Origin of the sequence: Actinophytocola sp. (assembly GCF_036378875.1) — a bacterium.
In the GTDB taxonomy this organism is placed as follows: Bacteria; Actinomycetota; Actinomycetes; order Mycobacteriales; family Pseudonocardiaceae; genus Actinophytocola.
In genome coordinates this window covers 46833-59009 of the sequence record NZ_DASUVO010000028.1, presented here as the reverse complement: position 1 = coordinate 59009, position 12177 = coordinate 46833, and the positions used below count along the sequence as shown (strand labels likewise).

Annotated in this window: 9 protein-coding genes; 7 read left to right on the top strand and 2 right to left on the bottom strand. The window is 69.6% G+C overall.

The features are described from left to right. Positions 1 to 8: 8 nt before the first annotated feature. Positions 9 to 1226: a sarcosine oxidase subunit beta family protein gene (locus VF106_RS08160; RefSeq protein ID WP_330838981.1), complete on the bottom strand. Its 1218-nt coding sequence runs from the start codon at positions 1224 to 1226 to the stop codon at positions 9 to 11. Next, on the bottom strand, positions 1223 to 2515 hold the full coding sequence (glyA, locus tag VF106_RS08155) for a serine hydroxymethyltransferase (RefSeq protein WP_330838980.1): 1293 nt from the start codon (positions 2513 to 2515) through the stop codon (positions 1223 to 1225). The genes VF106_RS08160 and glyA overlap by 4 nt, the downstream gene beginning before the upstream one ends. A gap of 208 nt (positions 2516 to 2723) precedes the next feature. On the opposite strand from glyA, the gene VF106_RS08150 reads away from it, so the two are divergent. From VF106_RS08150 to VF106_RS08120, 7 genes are all read left to right on the top strand, one after another. Continuing rightward, complete coding sequence (locus VF106_RS08150) at positions 2724 to 3809, top strand: S-(hydroxymethyl)mycothiol dehydrogenase (RefSeq protein WP_330838979.1); 1086 nt, start codon at positions 2724 to 2726, stop codon at positions 3807 to 3809. Then, positions 3806 to 4921, top strand: a complete 1116-nt coding sequence (locus VF106_RS08145; protein WP_330838978.1) for an aromatic ring-hydroxylating oxygenase subunit alpha — start codon at positions 3806 to 3808, stop codon at positions 4919 to 4921. The genes VF106_RS08150 and VF106_RS08145 overlap by 4 nt, the downstream gene beginning before the upstream one ends. A gap of 118 nt (positions 4922 to 5039) precedes the next feature. Next, on the top strand, positions 5040 to 6662 hold the full coding sequence (locus VF106_RS08140) for a BCCT family transporter (protein ID WP_414638898.1): 1623 nt from the start codon (positions 5040 to 5042) through the stop codon (positions 6660 to 6662). Between the two features lie 64 nt (positions 6663 to 6726). After that, the gene (locus VF106_RS08135) at positions 6727 to 7590 is read left to right on the top strand and encodes a serine hydrolase (protein ID WP_330838976.1); all 864 of its coding nucleotides are present in this window, start codon (positions 6727 to 6729) and stop codon (positions 7588 to 7590) included. Between the two features lie 124 nt (positions 7591 to 7714). Further along, on the top strand, positions 7715 to 8527 hold the full coding sequence (locus VF106_RS08130) for an FHA domain-containing protein (RefSeq protein ID WP_330838975.1): 813 nt from the start codon (positions 7715 to 7717) through the stop codon (positions 8525 to 8527). Between the two features lie 77 nt (positions 8528 to 8604). Beyond that, positions 8605 to 11664 (top strand): NHL domain-containing protein, encoded by a 3060-nt coding sequence (locus VF106_RS08125; RefSeq protein WP_330838974.1) that lies wholly within the window; start codon positions 8605 to 8607, stop codon positions 11662 to 11664. Between the two features lie 319 nt (positions 11665 to 11983). Next, positions 11984 to 12148 (top strand): hypothetical protein, encoded by a 165-nt coding sequence (locus VF106_RS08120; RefSeq protein WP_330838973.1) that lies wholly within the window; start codon positions 11984 to 11986, stop codon positions 12146 to 12148. Positions 12149 to 12177: the final 29 nt, after the last annotated feature.

The window sequence follows — 12177 nt, the reverse complement described above, 5'->3', positions numbered from 1 at the left end:
GTCGGCTCCTAGTGGGCGACGGCGGCGGCGCCGTGCTCGTCGACGAGCGCGCCGGTGACGAAACGGTCCAGGCTGAACGGCGCCACGTACGGGTGCGGTTCGCCGGTGGCGATGGTGTCGGCCAGGCACCAGCCCAGACCGGGCGTCGCCTTGAAGCCGCCGGTGCCCCAACCGCAGTTGAGGTAGACGTTGGAGTACGGGGTGGCACCGACGATCGGCGATGCGTCCGGGGTGACGTCGACGATCCCCGCCCAGCTACGCAACAGGTGCGCCCGAGCGAACACGGGGAACAGCTCCACCGCGGCGGCCATCTGCCGTTCGATGATGTGGAACGCGCCGCGCTGGCCGTAGCCGTTGTAGGCGTCGACCCCGGCGCCCATCACCAGTTCTCCCTTGTGTGCCTGGGAGACGTAGACGTGGATCGCGTTGGACATGACGACGGTGGGGTGGACCGGCTCGAGCAGCTCAGAAACCAGGGCCTGCAGCGGGTGTGACTGCAGCGGCGCCGGCACACCGAGCGCGTCCAGCAGCACCGACGTGTGCCCCGCCGCGCAGAGAGCGACCGTGCCGCAGGCGATGTCGCCACGGCTGGTGCGCACGCCCGTGACCCGGTCACCGTCCACAGTGAACCCGGTGACCTCGCAGTCCTGGATCAGGTCGATCCCGGCCTCGTCGGCCCGCCGGGCGAAACCCCATGCGACGTAGTCGTGTTTGGCGATGCCGGCGCGTGGCTGGTAGGTCGCCCCGAGCACCGGGTACCGGATGTCGCCGGAGACGTTGACGATCGGGCAGACCTTGGCGACCTCGTCCGGGTTGAGCCACTCGGCGTCGATGCCGTTGAGCTTGTTCGCCTCCACCCGCCGGACGCTGTCCCGGACGTCCTGCTCGGTGTGCGCGAGGTTGAGCACCCCGCGCTGGGAGAACAGGATCGGGTACCCGAGGTCCTCCTCGAGGCCCTCCCACAGGCCGAGCGCGTGCTCGTAGATCGCGGCTGAGGCGTCCCACAGGTAGTTGGAGCGGATGATCGTGGTGTTGCGGGCCATGTTCCCGCCGGCCAACCAGCCACGCTCCAGCACGGCCACGTTGGTGATGCCGTGGTTCTTCGCGAGGTAGTGCGCGGTGGCCAGGCCGTGCCCGCCCCCGCCGACGATCACCACGTCGTAGGACTTCTTCGGTTCCGGCGTGTGCCAGAGGAAGTCGGGGTGGTCCGGCAGCGGCGCGGTCATGCCGTGATCCCGGGGTAGAGGGGGTGGCGGGCGGCCAGGTCGGCGACCCGGCCGGCGAGGTCGGCGACGGACGAGTCCTGCCGCAGGGCCAGCGCCACGATGTCGGCGACCTCCGCGAAGTCGTCGAGGCCGAAGCCGCGGGCGGCCAGTGCTGGCGTGCCGAGCCGCAGGCCGGAACTGACCATCGGCGGACGCGGGTCGAACGGCACCGCGTTGCGGTTGACGGTGATGCCGACCTCGTGCAGCCGGTCCTCGGCCTGCTTGCCGTCGAGGTCGGAGTCACGCAGGTCCACCAGCACGAGGTGGACGTCCGTGCCGCCGGAGATCACGCCGATGCTCTTCTCCGCCAGCAACCGGTCGGCCAGGATCCGGGCACCGGCCAGCGTGCGTTCCTGCCGTTCCCGGAACTCCGGCTCACCGGCGAGCTTGAACGCGACGGCCTTGCCGGCGATGACGTGCTCGAGCGGGCCGCCCTGCTGGCCGGGGAAGACGCTGGAGTTGAGCTTCTTGGCCAGGCTCCGCTCGGCCAGGATGACCCCGCCCCTCGGCCCGCCGAGCGTCTTGTGCGTGGTCGAGGTGACGACGTGCGCGTGCGGCACGGGGGAGGGGTGCAGGCCGGCGGCCACCAGGCCGGCGAAGTGGGCCATGTCGACCATCAGGTAGGCGCCGACCTCGTCCGCGACCCGGCGGAACTCGGCGAAGTCGAGGTGCCGTGGGTACGCCGACCATCCCGCCAGGATCAGCTTGGGCCTGCGTTCGTGGGCGAGTCGCGCGACCTCCGCCATGTCGACCAGGTGGTCGTCGCGGCGGACGTGGTAGGCGGCGACGTCGTAGAGGCGGCCGGAGAAGTTGAGCTTCATCCCGTGCGTCAGGTGTCCGCCGTGTGCGAGGTCGAGGCCCAGGATCGTGTCGCCCGGCTCGAGCAGCGCCGCCATGGTCGCGGCGTTGGCCTGCGCGCCGGAATGCGGCTGCACGTTGGCGTACTCGGCGCCGAACAGCGCCTTGAGACGGTCGATGGCAAGAGTCTCGATCTCGTCGATGTGCTCGCAGCCGCCGTAGTACCGGCGGCCCGCGTAGCCCTCCGCGTACTTGTTCGTCAGCACCGAGCCCTGGGCCTGCATGACGGCCACCGGCGCGAAGTTCTCGCTCGCGATCATCTCGAGGGTGTCACGCTGGCGGGCGAGCTCCCGTCCGATGGCCGCGTGGACCTCGGCGTCGGTCTCCTGCAGGGAACGCCCGAGGACACGCTCGGGGGTCAACGCCCCCGTGCGGTCGATGGCCACCGACATGCCGCCTCCTGTCTCATACCTTTTACCGAGGATTGATATATCAATTGGCTGTCAGGCTACGTGTGGCGCTGAGCTGGGTCAAGGCTTGCCTCCAGGTGGGTCTCAGGGGCTTGACAGGCCGGGGGGCGCGGCGCAATGTGGTGCGGATCGCTGTTGCATATCACGCAGGAGTTGTGCAATACGCAACTCGACTGGAAAGGGGAGACGAGTGGTACATGAGGTCAACGGGGTCGTGGCCGTCGGCCGCGGCGCGAAGGTCTCCGTCGAGACCGTCCTGGTGCCCGACCCCGGGCCGGGAGAGGCCTTGGTGAAGGTGCGGGCCTGCGGCGTCTGCCATACCGACCTGCACTACCGGGAGGGTGGGATCACCGACGAGTTCCCGTTCCTGCTCGGCCACGAGGCGGCGGGCGTCGTGGAGGCGGTCGGCGACGGCGTGACGGACCTGGCGCCCGGTGACTTCGTCGTGCTCAACTGGCGGGCCGTCTGCGGCGTCTGCCGCTCCTGCCGGCGCGGCAGGCCGTGGTACTGCTTCGACACCCACAACGCGGCCCAGCCGATGACGCTGGCCGACGGCACGCCGCTGACTCCCGCGCTGGGCATCGGCGCCTTCGCCGAGAAGACACTCGTGCACAGCGGCCAGTGCACCAAGGTCGACGCCAGGGTGACCCCGGCGGTCGCCGGCCTGCTGGGTTGCGGCGTGATGGCGGGTATCGGCGCCGCGATCAACACCGGCGGGGTGGGCCGAGGGGACAGCGTCGCCGTGCTCGGCTGTGGCGGCGTCGGTGACGCGGCGATCCTGGGCGCACGGCTGGCCGGGGCCACCACGATCATCGCCGTCGACCTGGATGCCAGGAAACTCGACTGGGCGCGGGGTTTCGGCGCCACACACACGATCGACGCCGGCACCGAGGACGTCGTCGAGGCGATCCGCGCACTGACCGGTGGCCACGGCGCCGATGTGGTGATCGACGCGGTGGGCCGTCCCGAGACGTTCCGTCAGGCCTTCTACGCCCGGGACCACGCCGGCACCGCGGTGCTCGTCGGCGTGCCGACCCCCGAGATGACCCTCGAGCTTCCACTCATCGACGTGTTCTCCCGAGGCGGCGCCGTGAAGTCGTCCTGGTACGGCGACTGCCTCCCGACCCGTGACTTCCCCATGCTCGTCGACCTTCACCTGCGGGGCCGGATCGATCTCGGCGCGTTCGTGACCGAGACGATCGGGCTGGACGACGTCGAGCACGCGTTCGCCGACATGCACGAGGGACGTGTGCTGCGTTCGGTGGTGGTGTTGTGAGCGTCCTGCCCTCCAGTCTGATCCGGACACTGCCCGGCGTCAGCTACACCGACGCGACGATCTTCGAGCTGGAACAGGAGAAGATCTTCGAGCGCATGTGGTTCTGCGCCGTCCGGAGCGCGGACCTACCGGATCCTGGCAACTTCCGCACGGTCCAGGTCGGACGCGAGAGCGTGCTGGTGGCCCGGTCGCGCGACGGCGCCCTGCGGGCCTTTCTCAACATCTGCCGGCACCGCGGCGCGCGACTGTGTGTCGAGGAGACCGGCACGGTGAAGCGGAACTTCCAGTGCCCGTACCACGCGTGGACCTACGGCCTGGACGGCAAGCTCGTCGCGGCCCCGAACCTGACGTCGATGCCGGACATCGACCGCACCGAGTACGGCCTGCGGCCGGTGCACCTGCGGGAGTGGCTCGGCTACGCGTGGCTGTGCCTTGCCGAGGTCCCGCAGTCCTTCGAGGACACGGTGCAGGCGGATGTGACGATGCGGCTCGGCCAGCTCGACGCGATCGACAACTACGAGATCGACGAGCTGGCCCTTGGCAGGCGGATCTCGTACGACGTGCGGGCCAACTGGAAGCTCATCATCGAGAACTTCATGGAGTGCTACCACTGCGCGACGATCCATCCGGAACTCACCGACGTCCTGCCGGAGTTCGCGGACGGGTACGCGGCCCAGTACTTCGTCGGCCACGGCGCCGCGTTCGGGGACGAGGTGCGTGGGTTCACGGTCGACGGCAGTGCCGGCTTCGACCGGCTGGAGCGGGTGGACGAACAGCAGGACCGCCGGTACTACGCCATCACCGTGCGGCCGCAGGTGTTCATCAACCTGGTGCCCGACCACGTGATCGTCCACCGGATGTTCCCGATGGCGGCCGACCGCACTGTCGTCGAGTGCGACTGGCTGTATGCCAAGGACGTCGTGGCGACCGGACGGGACGTGTCGCACTCGGTCGAGCTGTTCCACCGCGTGAACCAGCAGGACTTCGACGCCTGTGAGCGGTGCCAGCCCGCGATGTCCTCGCGTGCCTACGCCCGCGGCGGTGTCCTGGTGCCCTCCGAGCACCACATCGGCGAGTTTCACCAATGGGTCGAGCAGGAACTGGCCCGCTGAGATCAACCAACTCAACGAAGAGGCGGTGGGTGTCGTGCCCGGCAAACTGGAGAGAAGTACGGATCGCGTGGTCTTCGTCGTCGCGGCGGCGGTCGCCGCGGCATTCCTGGGCTGGGGGATGCTCGCAACCGACAGTCTCGGCAGCGTCACCTCGGCGGTGCTCGACTGGTTGATCAGCAACACCGGCTGGGCGTTCCTCCTCGCCGCGACGGGCTTCGTGCTCTTCGCGGTCTGGCTGGCGTTCAGCCGGTACGGCAAGATCCCGTTGGGGCCCGACAACGGGCGGCCGGAGTTCCGGACCGTGTCCTGGATCGCGATGATGTTCAGCGCGGGCATGGGCATCGGTCTGATGTTCTACGGGGTGGCCGAGCCCCTGTCACACTTCGTGGCGCCACCACCGGGCACGGTCGAGGGCGGCACGGACGCCGCCGTCGAGACCGCCATGGCCACGTCGCTGTTCCACTGGGCGATCCACCCGTGGTCGATGTACGCCGTCGTCGGTCTCGCCATCGCGTACGGCACCTTCCGGCGTGGCCGCAAACAGCTGATCAGCTCGGCGTTCGCGCCGCTGTTCGGCAGCAGGGTGAGCGAGGGCCCGGTGGGCAAGCTGATCGACATCCTGGCGATCTTCGCCACGCTGTTCGGGTCCGCCGCCTCGCTCGGACTCGGCGCGCTGCAGATCGGTAGCGGCCTGTTCCAGCGAGGGTGGCTCGCCGACTCTCCGGGCAGCGGGCTGCTCATCGGAGTGATCGCGGTGCTGACGGTCGCGTTCGTCGCCTCCGCCGTGTCCGGCGTCGCCAAGGGCATCCAGTGGCTGTCCAACATCAACATGGTGCTGGCGGCCGTGCTCGCCGTGTTCGTGTTCGTCGTGGGGCCCACGGTGTTCATCCTCAACCTCGTCCCGTCCGCGATCGGTGACTACTTCCGGGAGATGGGCGACATGATCTCGCGGTCGGGCGCCTCCGGCGGCGAGAACATGGAGAGCTGGCTGTCGTCGTGGACGATCTTCTACTGGGCCTGGTGGATCTCGTGGACGCCCTTCGTCGGCATGTTCATCGCACGGATCAGCCGTGGCCGCACGATCAAGCAGTTCGTCAGCGGCGTGATCCTCGTGCCGTCGGTGGTGAGCCTGGTCTGGTTCAGCATCATGGGTGGCACCGCCATCACGCTGCAGCGCGACGGAACCGACCTGACGGCCGCGGGAAGCGCCCAGTCGCAGCTGTTCGGGGTGCTGGACCAGTTCCCGCTGGCGGCGGTCGTGAGCGTGGTGGTCATGGTGCTGGTGGCGATCTTCTTCGTGTCCGGCGCCGACGCCGCGTCGCTGGTGATGGGCACGATGTCGCAACGCGGCACGATCGAACCACGGCGCTGGCTGGTGGTGTTCTGGGGCGTGGCGACCGGTGGGGTGGCCGCCGTGATGCTGCTCGTCGGCGGCGGCGGGGACACCGCCCTCACCGGCCTGCAGAACCTGACCATCATCGCCGCGGCGCCCTTCGCACTCGTCATGGTGCTCCTGTGCGTGGCACTCGCCAAGGACCTGCGCAGCGATCCGCTGATCCGCCGCGAGGAGAAGAGCGTGGAGATCGTCGAGCAGGCCGTGGTGACCGGCAACCGACACTTCGACGGGGACTTCTGCCTGCAGGTGGCCCCGGGCACCGGGGACAGCATCCCGCTCGCCAACGGTCATCCAACGAACAACGACGAGCGAGCAGGTCAGGAGCGAGAGACAGTGGCGGACTGACGGCCTTACCACCGGCCGGCATCTTCCGGAGCGACGCCGCCGGAAATGCCGGCCCGGTGGTAGGTTGCGGCGCATGAGCATGATCAACAAGCGAGTGATCGCCGCCGCCCTCGTGGTGGTTGCGTGCTCCGTCCCGACGGCCGTCGCCAGCGCCGCTCCCGCCACTCCCGTGGTCTCCGTGAGCGACACCAAGGCTCAGTTCGACGAGAAGCTGCTGGTCCGCATCGCCGCGGCGAACGAATACGCCAACCGCCGTCCCGGGTTCGCCGGCATCGTGGTGCGGGACCGGCAGACCGGCGCGGTCTGGCGCAACACGCATTCGAGCACCCTCATCTGGGCCTGTTCCACCCCCAAGCTCGCCATGGTCGTGGACCTGTTGCTGCGCAACGACTCCGGTGCCGTCACGCTGACGGCCGACGACCGCCGCCTGATGCACCTGATGCTGAACTCGAGCGACGACGCCGCCGCGACGACGCTGTGGAACCGTTATGGCGGCGAGCGGGAGTACGCGTCCCGCTTCCCCTCCTACGGCATGACCGACATGCGGTTCACCGCTGAGCACCCGCACCACTGGGGCTGGATCCTCACCACGGCCGACGACCTCGACCGGCTGATGAACTACGTGCTGACCCAGCTTCCTGCCGCCCACCGCGACTACATCGTCAACGAGATGCGTTCGGTCGACGTCAACCAGCAGTGGGGCGTGTGGGGCGCCGGCACCGCCGCCCAGCCCGGCAACAAGAACGGCTGGTCCGACGACAACGACGACGGCTCGTGGCTGATCAACTCGGTGGGCTTCGTCGGCCCGAACGAGCGCTACACCATCGCCATCATGAACAACACCCAGGTGGTCCAGAACGGTTACGACGTCGGCGTGGAAACCACGACCGGCATCAGCCGAATCCTGTTCGGAGGTTACTTCCGCTGACGGCTTCCTGTCTCCGGGGGCGCGGTCGGCCCTCGGAGACAGGAGTGGGAGGGGTCCCGACATCGCGTCCCTACCGTGGTGAACTGTGCTCAGCACCAACCTTCCCGCGGCGAGGGGTACGCGAATGAACGCGAAGTTCGGGATGTACCCGCTGGACAAGGCAACGCCGAGCCTGCAACGCCGGGAGCCGCTGCTCGGTGGCAAACCGGCGCCGGTCGGCTCCCTGTTCGTGCTGGGCGAGAACGGCGGCTACGGGGCGACCCCGCGTCCCACCCATCGTCTCGTGCTCGGTCGCAACGACGACGACGTGCACGTCATCGTCGGTGACGGAGACTGGTACGTCAGCAGGAAACAGGCCGTCATGCAGTGTGTGCCATACGGTTCCGGCCTGACGTGGACCTTGCGCAACCTGGGCCGCCGCCCGATCCGGCTGCCGGCGGCGCCGCTTCTGTTGAAGGAACACGAGATCGTGCTCGAGCCGGGGTACACGACGCTGTTCATCCAGGGCGACCGGCTGCACGTGGTCGAGGTGCTGGTGAGCGGCCGCTCCGGCGCGAAACTCGCGCCACCCGACGGCGAGACCGGCGACCTCGGGTATCCGCTGACCCCTCAGCAGCGCCTCGTGCTGGTGGCGATGTTCCAGGCGTACCTACGACAGGACGAGCGGGCCCATCCCTTGTCCGCGAAGGATGCCGGCGAGGTGCTGAACACCATTCCCGGCCAGTCCGGCTGGACCCAGCGCAGGGTTCACCACGAGGTCGACAGGGTGCGCTACCAGTTGGCCGCCGCCGGCCACACCGGGTTGACCGCACAGTCCGCACATCCCGAGGCGTTGCGGCTCAACCTTGTCGAGGTACTTCTCAACACCGCTACCCTGGTGCCGCCGGATCTACGGTTGTTGGATGGGGGGCAAGCACACGAGCCGCCCCTGGGGTGAGGCGTAGCGGTTCGCCGGTCGTCCGTGCCACACCCGTGACGGACGTGCCGGGGGCCTGCCCCGGGGAAGGACGCCGTGTGGTGCCCCAGGTTGGCGACATCGTCGCCGGATACCGGTTGGAAGAACTGCTTGGCGTTGGCGGCAGTGCGTGTTCGGTGTTCCGGGCCACGCATCTGAGGCTTCGGCGGGAGGTCGCGCTCAAGCTCGCCCCCCGCGACGGTGCCTCCGAGGACTTCGTGCGCCGGTTCGAGCGCGAGGCACAGCTCGCCGCTTCTCTCCAGGACCATCCCAACGTCGTCGCCATCTACGACTTCGGTGACACCGACGACGTGCTGTACCTGGCGATGCGGCTCGTGCGTGGTCCCGACCTCGAACAGCTCATCGCCAGGGACGTGTTGGGACTGACCCGTACCTGCGTGATCCTCGGACAGGTCGCGAACGCGCTGGACATGGCCCACGCCGCCGGGCTGGTGCACCGGGATGTCAAGCCGGGCAACATCTTCGTCGACCCGGCCGGTGGGCCGGACGGTGTCGATCGTGCGTACATCGGTGACTTCGGCCTCACCCTGCGGCGAGACGTGACGTCGGAAACCAGGGCGCTGTGGTTCGGTTCCCCGCGGTACCTCGCCCCGGAGCGGTGGACGGGCTCCCGACCGGAGCCGACCGTGGACGTCTACGCACTCGGGTGCGTGGCCTACGCCTGCCTCAGCGGGCACCCGCCGTTCACCGGGGACACCGTGGAGAGGCTGCACTTCGAGCACGCCGAGGCCCCGCCGCCGATCCTGTCCGCCGGGCTCGCCGATGTCCCTCCCGCCGTGGACGAGGTGCTGTCGAGGGCGATCGCCAAACAACCGGCCGACCGGTACCCAAGCTGCGGTGAGTTCGTCGCCGCGCTGCGCGCCGCCGCGGTGACACCTGGCTCGGAAACCCTGCCGGGCCCGCTGATCGCCGACGCCACACCGGGAACGCCGTCCACCGGCGTGTCCAGCGAGACCCCTCCGCGCGGAACGCCGATCAGGGTTCGCCGTTGGCAGGTCGCCGTGGTGGCCGGTGCTCTCGCCGTCCTGTCGGCGACGCCGTTGGTTCCGGTCCTGACCGGCCCCGAGGTGGCCGTGGGTGTCCCGACGGCCATGCTGGGGCCGATGCCTGGCGTCAGCACGGCGTCGCTCGGTCCCGACGTGAGTGCGATGGTCATCGACGGCGGGGGCAACCTGTACCTGGCGTCGCGCGAGACCGGCGCCATCATGAGGCTCACACCGGACGGCGAGCTGACCACGATCGCCGGCGGTAACGGCACGGGATTCTCCGGTGACCGAGGACCGGCCACGAAGGCCATGCTCGACCACCCGAACGGGCTGGCCGTCGGGGCCGACGGTGACCTCCTGATCGCGGACACCGGCAACCAGCGGATCCGGCGAGTGGACCGAAAGGGGATCATCACCACGATCGCCGGCACCGGCGAGGCGGGTTCGTCCGGGGACAACGGGCCGGCGACCCGGGCGGAGCTCGACGGTCCGACCGATGTCGCGATCGGGCCGGGCGGTGAGGTCTACGTCGTCGAGGCGGTCGGCAACCGGGTCCGCCGAATCGACGGCCACGGAAAGATCACCATGTTCGCCGGCACCGGAACCGTGGGGTTCTCCGGTGACGGCGGGCCTGCCCTGCGCGCCGAGTTCAACCGGCCGCTCGCGCTGGCCGTCCACGGCGAGGACGTCTACGTGGCCGACGCGAACAACGGGCGCGTTCGGCGCATCGACGCCGTCCGCACCATCTCCACGGTCGCGGGCAACGGACAGGAGACGGGCGGGCAGGACGGGGAACTGGCCACCGTCACGCCCCTCGACGGACCGGACAACATAGCGGTCGATCGGGACGGCACGCTCTACGTCGCCGAGCGCTGGGGTGATCGAGTGCGCCGGGTGACCCCCGACGGCCTGGCCACGACGATCGCGGGCACGGGCGTGGCCGGGTTCTCCGGTGACGGCGGTCCTGGCGCCCGGGCCCAGCTCGCGGAGCCGGGTGCGGTCACGGTCGGAGCCGACGGCGTGGTCTACGTGGGGGACGCGCTGAACCGTCGGGTTCGCCGGATCAGCGGGACCGGCGTGATCACCACGGTGGTCGGGAAGGGACCTGCCTATCCCGGCGACGGTCTCAGTGCGATCGAGGCTTCGCTGCTCGACCCGCGGATGGTCCGGCGCGGCCCGGACGGTGCCCTGTACGTCGCCGACGCCGGCAACAACCGCATCCGTCGCATCGCCCAGGACGGGGTGATCACCACGGTGGCCGGCAACGGCTTCCAGGGTTACTCGGGCGACGGCGGCAAGGCCGTCGACGCCCGACTGGACTATCCGACCGGCATCGCCTTCGGCGCCGACGGAACCCTGTACATCGCCGACTCCGACAACAACCGGATCCGCGCGGTGGACGGGGACGGTCGGATCAGAACCGTGGCTGGGGTGGGGCGGAGCGGCTCGGCCGGGGACGGTGGGCCGGCCGAACAGGCGGAACTGGCCGATCCGGTCAGCATCGACATCGCCGCCGACGGCACGATCTACCTCGCCGAGGAGGACGGCAACCGGATCCGTCGCGTGGGGGTCGACGGGATCATCACCACCGTCGCGGGCAACGGCGAGACGGGCTACTCCGGCGACGACGGCCCGGCCACCGCGGCGCGGCTCAACGAGCCGTCCGGCGTGCACGTCGGGCCGGACGGTGCCCTGTACATCAGTGACCGCCTCAACTCCCGCCTCCGCCGGGTCGACCCCGCCGGCACGATCACCACCGTGGCCGGCAACGGCACCGAGGGCGACGCGGGCGACGGCGGTCCCGCGGTCGACGCCGAGCTGACCGGCCCGTACGCCGCGGTGGTCGGAGCCGACGGGAACCTGTACATCGCCGACGACAACTCACACCGGGTTCGGCGCGTCGACGCGGCCGGCATCATCACGTCGGTCGTGGGCATCGACGACCGGGGAGTCCCGGCCGACGGCGAACGGGCGAGTTCCGCCGTGATCGCCACACCGGCCGGGATCAGCGCCACCCCGGACGGAACGCTGCTCATCACGGACGTCGGCAACCACCAGGTGTACTCCATCGGCCAGGACGGGATCCTGCACATCCTCGCCGGAATCGGCTGACGGGTCTGACAACCATTGGTCCGCGTCAACCGGTAGAGGAAGGCATGAGCGCGCTGAACACGTCGGCCGCGGTCGTGACGACCACGGCCGATCGGGCCGGCTTCGACAAGTTCGTCGTGGCCAGGTCGAGTGCCCTGCTGCGCACCGCCTACCCGCTCACCCAGGATCCCCACCTGGCCGAGGACCTGGTGCAGACGACGTTGGCCAAGGCGTGGTTCGCCCGCAGGCGCATCAACGGGGATCTGGAGCCTGGCCAGAGCACTCGGCATCAGCGTCGGCACCGTGAAGAGCCAGACCGCCAGGGCGCTGGCCAAGCTCCGTGTCGACCCTCTCCTGGAGGTGCCAGTCCAGTCACGCCTTCGCGCGGTTCCGTGCCGGTGGCTGCCTGCTGTCCCCGGGCGTGCCGCACACCATCACGGTGACCATCGAGGATGACCCGCCGAGCGGCGCGTTGTTGGGCGTCGTGCTCTACGGACGGACGTGAACCTTCGCGGCCCGCGGTGCTACTCACCC